At 62.0% G+C, this 14,083-nt stretch carries 15 protein-coding genes; 7 read left to right on the forward strand and 8 right to left on the reverse strand.

Features of this window, described 5'->3' with window-relative positions; all coding sequences use genetic code 11:
* The 7 genes from QT222_RS16465 to QT222_RS16495 all read right to left on the reverse strand — a co-directional run.
* A partial coding sequence (locus QT222_RS16465; protein ID WP_491477788.1) for an ABC transporter ATP-binding protein occupies positions 1 to 993 on the reverse strand: 993 nt, incomplete at its 3' end.
* Positions 990 to 2,165 (reverse strand): ABC transporter permease, encoded by a 1,176-nt coding sequence (locus QT222_RS16470; RefSeq protein ID WP_004572597.1) that lies wholly within the window; start codon positions 2,163 to 2,165, stop codon positions 990 to 992. The genes QT222_RS16470 and QT222_RS16465, both read right to left, overlap by 4 nt.
* A complete protein-coding gene (locus QT222_RS16475) occupies positions 2,165 to 3,139 on the reverse strand; it encodes an ABC transporter permease (RefSeq protein ID WP_014732233.1) in 975 nt (324 codons plus the stop codon). Before QT222_RS16475 ends, QT222_RS16470 begins: the two co-directional genes overlap by 1 nt.
* A 16-nt stretch (positions 3,140 to 3,155) precedes the next feature.
* Positions 3,156 to 5,012 carry an ABC transporter substrate-binding protein gene (locus QT222_RS16480; protein ID WP_491477789.1) on the reverse strand — a complete coding sequence of 619 codons (1,857 nt, stop codon included), beginning with the start codon at positions 5,010 to 5,012 and terminating at the stop codon, positions 3,156 to 3,158.
* A 241-nt stretch (positions 5,013 to 5,253) separates the two neighbouring features.
* A complete protein-coding gene (hpt, locus tag QT222_RS16485) occupies positions 5,254 to 5,820 on the reverse strand; it encodes a hypoxanthine/guanine phosphoribosyltransferase (protein WP_004572600.1) in 567 nt (188 codons plus the stop codon).
* A 198-nt stretch (positions 5,821 to 6,018) separates the two neighbouring features.
* Positions 6,019 to 6,420, reverse strand: a complete 402-nt coding sequence (locus QT222_RS16490) for a hypothetical protein (RefSeq protein ID WP_004572601.1) — start codon at positions 6,418 to 6,420, stop codon at positions 6,019 to 6,021.
* A gap of 326 nt (positions 6,421 to 6,746) precedes the next feature.
* Positions 6,747 to 7,070, reverse strand: a complete 324-nt coding sequence (locus tag QT222_RS16495; protein WP_004572602.1) for an ArsR/SmtB family transcription factor — start codon at positions 7,068 to 7,070, stop codon at positions 6,747 to 6,749.
* Positions 7,071 to 7,489: 419 nt separating this feature from the next.
* On the opposite strand from QT222_RS16495, the gene mbhE reads away from it, so the two are divergent.
* Genes mbhE through mnhG form a run of 7 tightly spaced genes read left to right on the forward strand, consistent with a single transcriptional unit; the run spans position 7,490 to position 13,659 of the window.
* A complete protein-coding gene (gene mbhE, locus QT222_RS16500) occupies positions 7,490 to 9,895 on the forward strand; it encodes a hydrogen gas-evolving membrane-bound hydrogenase subunit E (protein ID WP_491477790.1) in 2,406 nt (801 codons plus the stop codon).
* On the forward strand, positions 9,892 to 10,365 hold the full coding sequence (locus tag QT222_RS16505) for an MnhB domain-containing protein (protein WP_004572604.1): 474 nt from the start codon (positions 9,892 to 9,894) through the stop codon (positions 10,363 to 10,365). The genes mbhE and QT222_RS16505 overlap by 4 nt, the downstream gene beginning before the upstream one ends.
* Positions 10,362 to 10,703 carry a sodium:proton antiporter gene (locus QT222_RS16510; RefSeq protein WP_004572605.1) on the forward strand — a complete coding sequence of 114 codons (342 nt, stop codon included), beginning with the start codon at positions 10,362 to 10,364 and terminating at the stop codon, positions 10,701 to 10,703. The genes QT222_RS16505 and QT222_RS16510 overlap by 4 nt, the downstream gene beginning before the upstream one ends.
* Positions 10,700 to 12,397 carry a complex I subunit 5 family protein gene (locus tag QT222_RS16515; RefSeq protein WP_491477791.1) on the forward strand — a complete coding sequence of 566 codons (1,698 nt, stop codon included), beginning with the start codon at positions 10,700 to 10,702 and terminating at the stop codon, positions 12,395 to 12,397. The genes QT222_RS16510 and QT222_RS16515 overlap by 4 nt, the downstream gene beginning before the upstream one ends.
* Positions 12,394 to 12,990 (forward strand): Na+/H+ antiporter subunit E, encoded by a 597-nt coding sequence (locus QT222_RS16520; RefSeq protein WP_004572607.1) that lies wholly within the window; start codon positions 12,394 to 12,396, stop codon positions 12,988 to 12,990. Before QT222_RS16515 ends, QT222_RS16520 begins: the two co-directional genes overlap by 4 nt.
* On the forward strand, positions 12,983 to 13,276 hold the full coding sequence (locus tag QT222_RS16525) for an MrpF/PhaF family protein (protein WP_004572608.1): 294 nt from the start codon (positions 12,983 to 12,985) through the stop codon (positions 13,274 to 13,276). The genes QT222_RS16520 and QT222_RS16525 overlap by 8 nt, the downstream gene beginning before the upstream one ends.
* A complete protein-coding gene (mnhG, locus tag QT222_RS16530) occupies positions 13,273 to 13,659 on the forward strand; it encodes a monovalent cation/H(+) antiporter subunit G (RefSeq protein WP_004572609.1) in 387 nt (128 codons plus the stop codon). Before QT222_RS16525 ends, mnhG begins: the two co-directional genes overlap by 4 nt.
* Positions 13,660 to 13,674: 15 nt before the next feature.
* Here mnhG and QT222_RS16535 read toward each other — a convergent pair.
* Positions 13,675 to 14,083: phosphopantothenoylcysteine decarboxylase domain-containing protein (locus QT222_RS16535; RefSeq protein WP_491477792.1), on the reverse strand; the 409-nt coding region annotated here is incomplete at its 5' end.

The following is a 14,083-nucleotide window of genomic DNA, read 5'->3' on the forward strand; positions in this document are numbered from 1 at the left end:
TCGGCCGGGAATGGCCGGCGCGGCGGGGCCGGGACCGGAGTAGACCCCCGCCGCACGGTGGTCGGGGGCCGCTTCGAGAAGTTCCGGGTGGTCCCCGCTTCGACGGTCGGCCGTCGCGTACGGACACCGTGGATTGAATCGACACCCCGCCGGGGGCGCAGTCAGGTCAGGAAGCGTTCCGCCGATGGGTTCCATCGAGTGACCGACTCCCGGGAGGCATTCGAGAAGCGCCTTCGTGTACGGGTGTGAGGGTCGCTCGAACACGTCGTGGACGCTTCCGGTCTCCATCACCTTCCCCGCGTACATGACGACGACGCGGTCGGCGATTTCGGCGACGACGCCGAGGTTGTGCGTGACGAAGATGATGCTCATGCCGAACTCAGCTTGCAGGTCGCGCAGGAGGCTGAGAATCTGCGACTGGATAGTCACGTCGAGTGCCGTCGTCGGTTCGTCGGCGATGAGCAGGTCCGGGTCGGCCGCGAGCGCCATGGCGATGACGACTCGCTGTTTCATACCGCCGGAGAACTCGTGTGGGTAGTCGTCGACGCGGTTCGTCGCCTCCGGGATGCCGACGCGGTCGAGGAGGTCGATTGCGCGGTCGCGCGCGGCCTCCTTCGACACGTCGCTGTGGAGTCGAACCGCCTCGACGATTTGCGCGCCGACCGGGTAGACCGGGTTGAGCGCCCCCTGCGGGTCCTGGAAGATGTGCGCGATGCGGTCGCCCCGAATCGACTGCAGTTGTTTTTCGGTCGCATCCGTGAGGTCTTCGCCGTCGAAGACGACCTCGCCGCCGGCGATTTCGCCGGGTGGCATCGGGATGAGTTTCGTAATCGACTCGCAGGCCACGGTCTTGCCGGAACCAGATTCCCCGACGACACAGACCGTTTCGCCGGGAGCGACGTCGAACGAGATACCATCGACAGCCCGAACGACTCCCTCGTCGGTTCGGAACTGGACGTGAAGGTCGCGGACAGAGAGAAGCGGGTCGATCATGCGTCTCCCTCCGAACGCGGGTCGAGCGCATCACGCAGTGCGTCGCCGACGAAGTTGAACGCCAGGACGGTACAGAACAGGAAGACGCCGGGGATGGTGGCAATCCACCACGCGCTGTCGAGGTCGCCACGGCCCGACGCGATGACCTGTCCCCACGACGGCGTCGCGGGGTCCGTCAGCCCGAGGAACGCGAACGTCGCTTCGAAGAGGATGAACGACGGAATTAGCAGCGTCGCCGCCGTGATAACCGTGTTCGACACGTTCGGCATGAGATGTCGGCGGATAATCCACCCGTCCGACGCTCCGGCGTTCTCCGCAGCACGGATGTACTCCTCTTCGCGGCGTTGAAGCGCCTCAGACCGGACGAGACGGGCGATACCGCCCCACCCGAGGAACCCGAATATCGTGATGAGCAAGAAGAGGCTCGGTTTGAACAGGTAGGTCACGATGAGGAACAGGAAGAACGTCGGGAAGGTCTGCTGAATGTCGACATAGCGCATCAGAAGTTCGTCGACGAGGTCGCCGAAGTACGCTGCTGACGTACCGACGACGGTTCCGATGCTGATGACGATGAGCATCGTGATGAGACCGACCTGCATACTCACGCGCATGCCGAAGACGACGAGTCTCGCGATTCCTTTGCCGTCGCTCGTCGTTCCAAGTGGGTATTTCCAGGTTCCTTGGCACACGCCGTCGGCGACGGTCCCGACGCACGTGGAGGGAACACTGGAGTCGACGCCGAGGAACATCGGCGGTTGGTACGCCGCAAGAACGTTCAGTTCGGGCTTTGCGATGAACAATGGCCCAAATGTCCCGAGAACGAACACCACGAGGAGATACAGGGCACTCACCACAGCGGCGCGGTTCTTCTTGAATCGCCGCCAGTAGTAGGCCGTGAGTCGTTTGTTCTCCGCGAGCGGCCACGCCACGAAGAACGTCCCCGCGAGGAGCGTCAAGAGGAACAACCAGTTCGTCCCCGAGATGAGTGCATCCTCGGTGAGAAACACGTCGTATCCGACGGCCGCGGTGTAGACCAGCGCGCTCACGACGAGGTAGCGCGTCCGTCGCGGGAGCCCCAGTCCGCCGAGTTCGTCCCAGTCAACGTCTTCGAATCGGTCGGTCGAGGCCGAACCAGTGGCCGAAGTCGAACCGGGAGGGGTGTCGGCCGCCATCACCGACCTCCGTAATCGATGCGCGGGTCCAACACGGTGTAGGCGATGTCCTGTAGCAGGTTCCCGATGATTGCGATGAACACCGGAATGAGCGTCGTCGCCATGACGAGCGCCGTGTCCTGTTGGACGATAGCTTTGTAGCTCAACAGCCCGAGTCCGGGTATCTGGAAGACCACCTCCGTGATGTACGCCCCGGCGAACAGCAAGCCGAGGATGTCGGCGACGAGGATGGTCATAAGCGGCACGAGCGCCGGTCTGAAGATGTGACGGACGAGGACGCGCCAGTCGTCTGCACCCTTTGCACGCGCAGTCTTCACGAAGTCCGCGTGGACGTATTCGAGGGCCTCAGCCCGTGAGTAACGCATGTTCCCGGCGATGGCCCCCGTCGAAAGGACGATAATCGGTAAGATGAGCTGTTTCACGTTGGCGAACGTCCATATCCCCCTACCAGTCTGGTAGTAACTCGGGAGCCAGTTCAAGTCGACAGCGAACACCAGTATAAGCATGATACCGAACCAGAAATTCGGGATGCTGATGCCGAAGAAGGCCGTGAACGTCCCGAAGTAGTCGGTCAGCGTGTACTGGTGTGTCGCCGAGTACAACCCGATTGCGTACCCGAAGACGATAGAGATGAGCGTCGCCGGGAGGGCGTACATAAGTGAGTAGGGGTACGCCTCCGTTATCGCCGTCAACACCGGTTGATTCCGGGTGTACGACCACCCCCAGTTGAGTGTCGCCATGTTCACCATGTAGTTCTTGTATCTGGTCAACATCGGTTCGTCGCGGCCGGTTATCTCGTCGAACGTTTCTCTCGCCTCATCGACATCGCCGCCCTGCGTCGCGGCTTTGAATGCGAAGGCCGTTTGGCCGTCGCCCGGGGCAACCACGAGGAGTCCGAACGTGATACTCAAGATGAGATACGTCGCAACCACTGCCCACGCGACGCGGCGAGCGACGTACCATTGCATGCTCATCGGAGAGCCTCCACGTTCATTTGAACGAGTAGTCGCCGGACAGGTTGTCGGCGAGCATCCGTTTGGCTTTCGCAGCGCCGTAGTTCTCACCGACGCCTGTCTTTTCGACCTTCGAGTCGTCGAACCAGTCGGAGTACTCGGGTTGGTGGGTGTGGGCGACCTTGGCGTAGCCGCGGTCGATGCTCTCGACGATGGTTTCTTTGTTTACACCCATCGAGAGTGCGTACCGGACTTCGCGGGTGCGCAGTTGGTCCCAGCCGTTGGCGCGCTGGTTGTACGCGAGAATCGAACAGAATGCGTTTGGCGTCTGAATGACTTTCGTGGAGTCGAGGTCTTTGAACTTCTTCGCTTTCGAGGAGGGCACTCCCACCTGGTCGACCTCTCCGGTCTCGAACGCCGACAGACGCGTCGACTGCTCGCCGAACACCTGATACTTCTTCTCCTCGAAGTAGGGTGCGCCGTCGTAGCCCTCCACGTCGCGCAGGTAGTAGTCCTCGTTACGCTTCGCCACGAACACCGATTCGCGGTCCCAGCGGTCGAACGTGTACGGGCCGAGGTTTCCGGAGTACGTAATCTCCTGAATCGCCTTCGACTGGTTGAGTTTGTTGCCGCCGTCGTCCATGTCGCGGTACTTCTCGACGAGTCCCTTCGGCAGGCAGAACGACTCCCACATGATGGGCTTCTTGATGAACGCTGGGTCCACTTCGGGCAGTTGGACTTCGAAGCTCAGTTTCCCCGTCTTCTCGACCGGGATGGGCTCTCCGCCGCGGAACCAGTCCGACTGGTTCACGTCGCCCGCCCAGTTGTCCTCGGCTTGGTGGACTTCCTCGATGTAGTACACCCAGTCGTCGGCGGTCATCTGCCCGTAGCCCGCACCCCACTGGAGGTTGTCACGGAGCGTGAACTCGTAGTTCTGCTTGTCGTCAGTGTCGATTGACTCGACCCATCGGTAGACGACTTCATCGTTATTGTCGAGCGTGTACGCAGTATCGAGTGTGAGTTCGAGTCGATTCGAGGACGATACGTCGTTGATTCGAATTGGGTTGAGCGTTTTTGCGTCAGTGGCCGAACCGACACTGTACGCGCCCGTAACGGACGGCGTGCTACCGGACTCACCGCGGAAATACTGCTGGGAGTTATAGCCGATACTCGGCCCGGGGTTGATACCTTGAATGTCCTTCTGGAAGCCGTTGAGGTCGACCGAGAACTCGTAGAAGTTGACGGGTTGGTCGTGGCTGAGAATGCCGAATACGTCCGCGAGGAGTTCTTGCCGCTTCGCCTCGTCGGTCTCTTTCGACGCCTCGTCGAGCATCCCGGCAATATTCTCGCTCGGGCGATAGCCGTAGAAATTAGTCGTCGCTTGTTCGCGTTTCTCCTCGCTCGTCCAGAACGGGCGGATTGAGGTCGGCGTTCGCGGATAGGAGTTAAACCCGATACCGAGCATGAGGTCCCACTGTTCCTGACTCGTCGCCTCGTCGCGGGGACCGGCGTTGAACGACGAGCGCTCTTCGCCGCCTTCCGGCTTGTACGTGTTCTGGGCGTACTTCGAGAGCATCGTGTTGAACGGGACCCCCGTCAACTCGACGCCGATTCCTAATTTCCCATACTCCTGTTGGACGAACTGCGCGATGGTCTTGGTCGTCTGGCCCCCTGTGGAGTAGACCATACTGAGCGTCACCTGCTCGCCATCGGGGCCGACGAGCGTGTCACCGAGGTCGTCCTCGGGCGTCGCGTCGCCGCCCCCACCACCATCTTCAGTGGGCGTACCGTCGCCGTCCTCGCCGGTACACCCTGCAAGCCCGGCGAGACCGCCGGCACCGAGTGTCTTCAAAAGCGTTCGTCGATTTGGATGGATAATGTTACCGCGAACCATGAATTGTGTGAACAACCATGTATATAAATATGTTTCGGCTACTTGATATTGTCAAAAATCAAACTCCCTTCCGTATACGAAAATGAATGAACGATTTACCTGAAGTTAGTGCCCAACAGGGAGTCTCACTCACTAATAAAGGGTCTCGGGGGCGCGCGCAGCGTTGCTCTGACTGAGTGGGTCGGAAGTACACACGTGAGGTGTGTACCCCAGAAAAATCGTTGGTCGGTATCGACCGTAGTTAGTCGTCGCCGTGTTCGTCGACGATGACGACTTCGCCGTCTTCGACGGTCACGTTGATGAGCGTCTTGACGTTGTGTTCCGAGTCATCGAGTTCGGTCGGGCCGGCCTTCTTGATGATAGCGACGGTGTCGACCACGTCTGCACCGATGTGGTCGAGGGCGTCGAGAACGGCCTTCATCGTGCCACCGGTCGAGAGCACGTCGTCGAGAACGAGCACACGGTCGCCCTCGTCTACGTCGTTGATGAACATGTCACCCTCGGAGTAGCCGGTCTGCTGGTGGAGCGAGACCTCGCCGTCGAGGCCGTACTCGCGCTTGCGGATAACGACAAGCGGGATGTCCGTCATGAGCGAAACCGCGGTGGAGATGTGGATGCCCATGGCCGCGGGCGTGACGATTTTGTCGACATCTTCGAGGTCCGCCTTGCGGATGATTTTGATGACGATTTCGCGAAGGAGCCCCGGCTCCAGCATCGGAACACCGTCGCTGATGGGGTGTACGAAGTACTCGTAGTCTCCTTTTTGGATGATTGGCGCGTCGAGAAGGGACTGCCGCAACTGGTCCATGACGCCCGTTCCCCGGGTTAGGCATAAAATGTGGCGGTTCGAAGGCTGTCGGACACGCCGACCCACGATGCGCGGTATCGACTGCCGAGGAGTAGTACCTTCGTTACAGCCGGTTGATGTGATTTCACTACTGGCGGTCCGTGTCGCCACTCAGGTATCGAGTAGTCTGTCCTCGGGACTGGCAGGTCCCGAGTGCAGTTACATTCCGCCGAGAAGCTGTGACGCCGTCCGAACAAGTGGTTCGACGGGTTCGTCCGGTTCGACGAAGAGCAACATACCACGGCCGCCGCAGTACACCTGCAGGACGCCGTAGTCGTCGCGCTCTTCGAACCGGTATTCGACGCTGTTTTGGACCGGACTGAGTCCGGAGAACAACCCACGTTCCATGAACTCGCGTCGAGTCTCTTCGGCGAGCGAGCTCAGGTGTGCAACGAGTTCGTCGCGACTCCCGAACGCCTCACGGACCGTTTCCCCGACGTGAAACAGGTCGAACGCTGTCGCGCCGTAGACGGCGACCAGCGAGACAGCCCCCTCCGCTGTCTCTCGAATCGCATCCATTGCGACATCACTGTCGGGTCCCGGTCCGTTCACGGATGCCATCCGTGCCGGGTCGATTATCATTCGTTTCCCCCCATGCCCTGACGCTGCGCGTCTCCCTGCCCGGAGCGCGCGCCTGGACTGTTCATGAATTCCAGATAGTCACTTGTTGCTATAAATGTGAAGGTGGACTTTCGCTCGCTGAAAAATAGCCACTCACCAAGCAATAGTATGTACCATGACTAACAATCGGGTGCGGAAACCGAATCAATCCTGAACATCGACAGAAACATATCATCCATGCGGATTTTGTTGCAGACTGACTAATATACGAATCAACTCCGCTGTCTCGGGTCTACTGGGGTGCTACAACTGCCGACCGAACCCACCTATCGTTCGCTCTCGGGTGTCTCTCCTTCCGAACCGACCTCGACGAGGAATCCGTCTTCCGACAGCGAGACAAGCGTCCGGTCGAACGTACATTCATACCGGCGATAGTGTGTCCCATCGTTGCGTACCTCCGTGGTCGATGCCACGAGACCGCACTCACACAGTCGGTCGAGTCGTCGGTATACGGTCGGAAGTGAACGGTCGAGCGTCTCTCCGAGTTCTTTTGCAGACCGTGGTTCTCGACAGAGGGCAACGAGGAGCGCCCTCGACTCGGTATCTCCGAGTACGTTGAGGAGTTCGTCACTCGCCACACTTCCGTCCATCCTGATGAAAGCGTCCGAATGTGTGTATAAAGTAGTTGCGCAACCATGACATTCACCCACACGAGAATTCGTTTCCCCCGGATTCGGAGGTGTCGGTATCCCGAGTCGGAGACAGACCACCAGTGACTGGTCAGAGATGCGGGCGAAAATAGACCACTAGCGGTCGGTTGGAACCGTGAGTCACGGGTTTCTTTCAGACGTACTGAGCCACGATGCCCGGACGTGTGACACTGCGAGACGAACAGAATTGAGACAGTTCACAATCACGAAGTGAGCCGCCTAATCGGGTGGGTTCGAGTTCGAATCCCAACCAATATGCTGGTTTTATTTGAAATTCAGGTAGTCTTGTGGGTTGGTTCGATACTGAAGGCCCGATAGGTTTGACAACACCTAAGTCCGCGCTATTCACAACTTCGCCCGTGCAACCCACACCGGAAGTCGTCCTCGCGGTCGTCTTCCTGCCGTTTCTCGCCGCGGCGTTCACCCCTGCCGTTTATCGGCTTCTCGGGGAGCGCACGGCGTACTTCGCGGCCACTGTCGCGTTGGTCACTCTTGGCCTCGTGACGGACCAATATCTCGCGGGGGCGCATGGAACCGTTGCGTTCGACTGGATTCCCTCGCTCGGCGTCTCGCTGGCATTCCACGTAGATGGGTTGGCGCTTCTCATCGCCTTCCTCGCCAGCGGTGTCGGCGTGCTTATCCTCACCTACTCGGGAGGCTACATGCACGGCGAGCCGGGCCAGGCGAAATACTACGCGACGCTGTTGGCGTTCATGGGGTCGATGCTCGGGGTGGCCCTCGCGGGCGACCTCATCGCCCTGTTCGTCTTCTGGGAACTGACGAGTCTCTCGTCGTTCATTCTCATCGGTCACTACACCGGAGAGAAGTCCTCCCAGTACGCCGCTCGGAAGTCGATGCTCATCACCGTCTCCGGAGGGCTGTTCATGCTCGTCGGATTCTTGCTTCTCGTCTGGGCATCCGGCCAGACGACTGCAATCGAGGGCACGACCTACAGCATCCAACTGCTCGTCGAGCACGCGGACGTACTCCGTGCGGAGCTTTCGTCCGCCGGGCTGCTCGTTCCCGTGCTCGTCCTCATCGGTCTCGGCGCAGCCACGAAGTCCGCACAGGTCCCGTTCCACGTGTGGCTTCCGAACGCGATGGAGGCACCCACACCGGTTTCGGCGTTCCTCCACTCCGCGACGATGGTCAAAGCCGGCGTCTACCTCGTCGGTCGCTTCCGACCGCTGTTCCTCCCCAAAGAGGCCGCGGTCCTCGGCGATTGGACGCTTATCTTCGCCGTGCTCGGCCTGCTGACGATGACTGTCGCGGCCATGCTCGCGGTGAGTGCGACCGACATCAAGGAACTACTCGCGTACTCTACTGCGTCCCATCTGGGACTCATCATCGCCGCCTTCGGCTTCGCAAACAGCTACGGTGCCGAAGCCGGCGCGTTCCACATCCTGAACCACGCGAGCTTCAAGGCGGCGCTGTTCATGGTCGCGGGCATCATCGCCCACGAGGCCGGAACACGGAACATTGACCGCCTCGGCGGCCTCCGAAAGCATCTTCCGATTACGGCGGTCATCGCCGTCGTCGCGTCGCTTTCGATGGCCGGCTTCCCGCCGTTCAACGGCTTCTACTCGAAAGAACTGCTGTTCGAGGCGTCCTACCACCCCGCCCCACACACGGGCGGGATCTCGCGGGCCTTCCCCGTCGTCCCCGGGTTCCGGGGCGGCTTCACGTTTCTCTTCTCCCCCCAATTCGCCTCGCCGTTCTTCGGCGGCCCACCCCGCGGACTGGGACACGTCCACCGCCCACCGGTGGCGATGCTCGTTCCGCCGGCCATTCTCGGCGCGCTCGTGCTCGCCATCTCCGCCGACCCGAACCTCTTCATCGAGGGCTTGATCGGACAGGTCTACGGGAGCGTCGTCCCCGGGGAAGCGCACTCCTTTTCGGTGCACTTCCCGACGAAACTGACGCCGTACGTCATCATGAGTATCATCACTATCGTCGTCGGTGCGGCGGCCTTCCCGTTCTACGACCGAATCCACGACGCTATCAATGCGGCCCTGCGCGGCCCGGTCCGCGCGAACTGGTGGTACGACAACTTCGTCGAAGGACTGACGACCACGAGCGTCGCCGTTACGCCGAAGATTCAGACGGGACTCCTCCGCACGTACGCGACGTGGGGTCTCTTCGGCTTCGTCGCGCTCGCACTCGGCGGCTACGCGGCCGCCGGGGTTCCGATGCCGAATATCGAGGGACTCAGCGTCTCGATTCCCATCGTACTCGTCCTCTTGGTCGCGCTCGTCGGCGCGTTCGCCGTCGATGTCGCACCCTCGCACGTCGCCGGTGTGTTGACGCTCTCTATCGTCGGCTTCATGGTCGCCATCTTCTACATCCTCGCGGATGCACCCGACCTCGCGTTGACACAACTCGTCGTCGAGACGCTCGTGTTGGTCATCTTCCTGCTCGTCTTGGACCGCCTCCCGGCGTTCTACGGCGACGCACCCGACCGACTCGTCTTCATCCGCGATGGTCTCCTCTCGTTTGCCGTCGGTGGGACGGTGTTCCTCACCGTCCTGTTCTCGACGAATGCAGACCCTGATGGGAGCTTGAAGGAATTCTTCATCCACCACGCGGGCGTCCCCGCCGAACACGGGACGTTCTTCGCGGACTTCGGTGGCGGGTCGAACATCGTCAACGTCATCCTCGTCGACTTCCGCGGATTCGATACGATGGGAGAGATTTCGGTCGTCGTGATGGCGTCGCTTGCCATCCTGACGCTGATTCGCATGCGAGGGCAGGGTGAGACGCAATGAGCGGGTCATCCGGCCGCACGACGGTCATCTCGCGGACTGTCGCGCGCATCGTCGTCCCCATCATTCTGGTGACGGCGATTGCGCTCCTGTTCCGCGGGCACAACCTGCCGGGCGGCGGCTTCATCGGGGCCGTCCTCGCCGCCGCCGCCTTCGCGCTCGTGTACGTCATCTTCGGGCTGGATTTCATCCAGCGCGAGATTCTCGACATCGCACCCGACGGGTCGGAGCAACACCGACTCGTCGAAAACTACCGCTGGATGGCATCGCTCGGTCTCGCCATCGCGGTCGCATCCAGTCTCGCGCCGCTCGCGTTCGACGCGCCGTTCCTCACGCAGGGTGTGCTCTTTTTGGAGCACGTCCCGATTTACGGCGAACTCGAAGTCGCGAGCGCGTTCGCCTTCGACCTCGGCGTCTTCTTTGCCGTCGTCGGGGGACTCCTCACTATCGTCGCGGAGGTCGGTAACGAATGACCCAAGTTTTCCTCGCCGCCATCCTCGGCATCCTCTTTATGATCGGCACGTACCTCGTCCTTCGCCGCGACGTCGTACGCGTCGTCTGGGGTATCAGCATCATCAGCCAATCGGCGAACGTCTACCTCGTCACCATGGGTGGGTTCGACGGACTCGCACCCATCCTCTCCGGTCACGGTGGCGGCGGCCCCGCGCCTTCGGACCCAATCGTGCAGGCGCTGGTGCTCACCGCCATCGTCATCGGCTTCGGGACGACGGCACTGGCCCTCGTCTTGACCTACCGGGTGTACGAGGAACACGGAACCATCGACATGTACGAACTCGGAGGTAGCAGATGAGCACGCTCGTCATCGCACCGCTCCTCGTGGCCCTCGTGACAGCCATCTTGACGCTGCTCACGCGCCCGAGCGACCTACTCCAGCGGACGGTCAGTCTGCTCGGGGGCGTCGGCTACCTCGCCGCCGTCGCCGTCCTGTTCGACGCGGTGATACTTCCGTTCGGAGGCGAATCGACCACGCTGGTCTATCAGGTGTCCAACTGGGCCGCGCCGTTCGGCATCACGCTCGTCGCCGACGCGCTCTCGGTGTTCATGCTGGCGCTCGCCGGCTTCGTGTCGCTTCTGGCACTTGTGTACTCCGTCGCGTCTATCGACGCGTTCGGCCAGCGACTCAGCTACCACCCGCTGTACCACTTCATGCTGGTCGGCGTAACGGGGTCGTTCCTCACAGGCGACATCTTCAACCTGTTCGTCTGGTTCGAGGTGATGCTCATGTCGAGCTACATCCTCGTGCTGTTCTACTCCGGACGCGAGCACACCCGCGCGGCGCTCAACTACGTCGTGCTCAACCTCATCGGCAGCGCAGTGATGCTCATCGCTATCGGTGGACTGTACAGCACGACCGGGACGCTCAACATGGCTCACATGGCTCAGCTACTGTCGAACCCGGAGCCACACAACGTCGCCGTCCTTCCGGTGCTCGGACTCTCCGCGGTGCTGTTTTCGGTCTTCGCGCTGAAGGCCGGTCTCGCACCGTTCCAGTTCTGGGTACCCGCGGCTTACCGTGCCGCACCGTCGCCGGTGACCGCGATGCTCGCCGGCGTCGTAAAGAAGGTCGGCGTCTACGCCATCATCCGACTTTACTTCACTATCTTCGCCGCGGCGTCCATCGACCTCTCGTTCCTCGGCATCAGCGGCGACTCCTTCCTCGGATTCTTCGGCCCGGTCATGTTCGCCATGGCCGCGGTCAGCATCATCCTCGGCGGCATCGGTGCCGTCGGCCGCGACGACGTGGACGGCATCCTCGCGTACTCCTCTATCAGTCAGGTGGGCTTCATCGTCCTCCCGCTGGCGGTGGCCGCGACCGCGCCGTCCGAGGCCGTCCGGGACCTCGGCGTAACCGCCGCGCTCGTCTACGCGTTCAATCACGGGCTGGCCAAGAGCCTGCTCTTCCTTGCGAGTGGGACCATTCAGGATGTCGTCGGAAGCGACCGGCTCTCGGACCTCGGCGGTCTCGCCGACCGCGCGCCGGTGCTCGCCGCCGGGTTCCTCCTCGGCGCGCTGACGCTCATCGGCGTCCCGCCGCTTTCGGGCTTCTTCGGCAAGTTCCTCGTCTTCCAAGCCGCCGCGAAGGCGTTCGCCGCCGGCGCTGCCGGTGCCGGACTCGCCCTCGCGGTCGCCCTCGCCGGTGCGATTCTGACCATCGCGTACTACACCCGCGCGTGGAACGCGGTGTTCTGGGGTCGCCCGAGCGACGCGGTCAACGCCGCACTACCCGACCGCTGGTCGGTTAGGGGCGGTGACGTAGCGATGACCGACGGTGGCAGCGGCGGTCTGAAACGACTCGAACTCACCACGCAGGTGACCGTCGTGGTTGCGCTCGCAATCGCCGCCATCGGCTTCGGTATCGGGTTCGAAGCCCTGTTCGCCACGGCCGATGCGGCGGCCCACGCTGCACTGGATACGAACGGCTACATCGACGCCGTGATGCACGGACCGGGTGTCGGCCTCGAATCGGGAGGTGGCCACGCATGAGTCGCCGCTGGCCCGTTTCCGGTCTCGTCATGGCCATCCTCTGGCTGTTCGTTCGCGGCGTCGAACTCACGCCGCAGCGACTCCTCGAAGAGTTCATCATCGGCCTCGGCGTCGGAATGGGAATCGCGTACTTCTTCCGCCGTTTCTACAGCGACAAGGCGTCTATCGTCGGGAGCGTCCGCGTCGCACCCTACGCGACGCTGTACCTCCTGACGTTCCTCTGGGAACTCCTCACGGCCAACATCGACGTGGCGCGGCGGACGCTGGCTCCGTCGATGCCTATCGACCCGGCTGTCGTGGAGGTGCCACTCCGGGTTCGGTCTCCCGCCGCTATCACGACGATTGCGAACAGTATCACCCTCACTCCGGGGACGTTGACAATGGACTACGACGACGACACGAACACGCTGTACGTGCACAGCATCGACGGGAGCGACCTCGACGGCATTCTCGAACCGATTCGCCGGTGGGAGGACTACGCACTCGTCATCTTCGACGAAGAACTGAAGCCCGGCGACCCCGCACCGCAAGCGCAGGCCAACGGGGAAGACAGTAAGACCGCGGCCGTCGCGGGAGGTGAGCGGCATGGCTGACCCGGCGTACCTCACGTGGATGAACGACGTGCTCTTCGCCGGTCTCGTCCTCGCGGCCGGCCTGACGCTCCTCGTGAGCTATCGCGTCATTCGCGGGCCGACGGTCCCGGACCGCGTCGTCGCACTCGACACCATCGGGACGAACGTCGTCGCCATCGCCGCCCTGTACGCTATCTGGTCGAATCAGGGCTATTTCGTCGGCGTGAGCCTCGTTCTCGCCATCATCGGCTTCATCAGCACGATTACCGTGGCTCGGTACGTCACGGAGGGGGACATCATCGAATGAGTGCCGAGAGCGCGGCCGCCGTGACGGTCGGACCCGTCCGCGCGGCCCTCGTCATCCTGTTGACGCTCGTCGGGAGTTTCTTCCTCCTCGTCGGGACCATCGGCCTGCTCCGATTCCCCACCATCTACAACCGGATGCACGCCACGTCGAAGGCGACCACCCTCGGTGCGGCGTCTATCGCCCTCGCCGGGTCGGTGTACTATCTACCGCACGGTGACGGACTGATGGCACTCGTGACGGTGCTGTTTTTGTTCCTCACCGCACCGACTGGTGCCCACATGATTTCGCAGGCCGCCCAGCAGATGGGTGTCCCGTTCGTCGATGGCGTCACATGGCCGGATGAGGGAGAGGACATTATGACCGCAAACGACGGCGACGACTAACCGCCGTCCCCTCATTCACTGCAGTTCTGTTTCGAGTTCGTCGGCCACGCGAGCGCCGAGTCCGTCTTTCGACCCGACGAACTCGCTCGCCTCGTCGTCGCGGACGACCAGTGCGCGCGTCTCGTCGGCACCCATGACCGAGGCGTCGTTGGCGACGACGAACGCGAGACCGACGCGGTCCATGATACGTCTCGCCTCATCGGCCATCGCTTCGTCGTCGCCCGTCGTCTCCGCTTTGAACCCGACGATGGGGAGGTCCGGGTTCGACTTGCGGACCGTATCGATAAGCTTCGGAGTCGGTTCGAGGTCGAGCGTCCGGGCCTCGCCGGAGCGAATCTTCTGGTCGGCGGCGTCGACGGTAAAATCCGAGATTGCCGCCGCGGAGACGAGTGCGTCGGCACCGGCGTCGACCGCCGCCTCGACG

The sequence above is a fragment of the Haloferax sp. s1 genome, assembly GCF_058382125.1.

Coding starts and splice junctions, on each gene's coding strand:
- QT222_RS16470 (WP_004572597.1), bottom strand. CDS start 2,165: ATGGCGGCCGACACCCCTCCCGGTTCGACTTCGGCCACTGGTTCGGCC.
- QT222_RS16475 (WP_014732233.1), bottom strand. CDS start 3,139: ATGAGCATGCAATGGTACGTCGCTCGCCGCGTCGCGTGGGCAGTGGTT.
- QT222_RS16480 (WP_491477789.1), bottom strand. CDS start 5,012: ATGGTTCGCGGTAACATTATCCATCCAAATCGACGAACGCTTTTGAAG.
- hpt (WP_004572600.1), bottom strand. CDS start 5,820: ATGGACCAGTTGCGGCAGTCCCTTCTCGACGCGCCAATCATCCAAAAA.
- QT222_RS16490 (WP_004572601.1), bottom strand. CDS start 6,420: ATGGCATCCGTGAACGGACCGGGACCCGACAGTGATGTCGCAATGGAT.
- QT222_RS16495 (WP_004572602.1), bottom strand. CDS start 7,070: ATGGACGGAAGTGTGGCGAGTGACGAACTCCTCAACGTACTCGGAGAT.
- QT222_RS16505 (WP_004572604.1), top strand. CDS start 9,892: ATGAGCGGGTCATCCGGCCGCACGACGGTCATCTCGCGGACTGTCGCG.
- QT222_RS16510 (WP_004572605.1), top strand. CDS start 10,362: ATGACCCAAGTTTTCCTCGCCGCCATCCTCGGCATCCTCTTTATGATC.
- QT222_RS16515 (WP_491477791.1), top strand. CDS start 10,700: ATGAGCACGCTCGTCATCGCACCGCTCCTCGTGGCCCTCGTGACAGCC.
- QT222_RS16520 (WP_004572607.1), top strand. CDS start 12,394: ATGAGTCGCCGCTGGCCCGTTTCCGGTCTCGTCATGGCCATCCTCTGG.
- QT222_RS16525 (WP_004572608.1), top strand. CDS start 12,983: ATGGCTGACCCGGCGTACCTCACGTGGATGAACGACGTGCTCTTCGCC.
- mnhG (WP_004572609.1), top strand. CDS start 13,273: ATGAGTGCCGAGAGCGCGGCCGCCGTGACGGTCGGACCCGTCCGCGCG.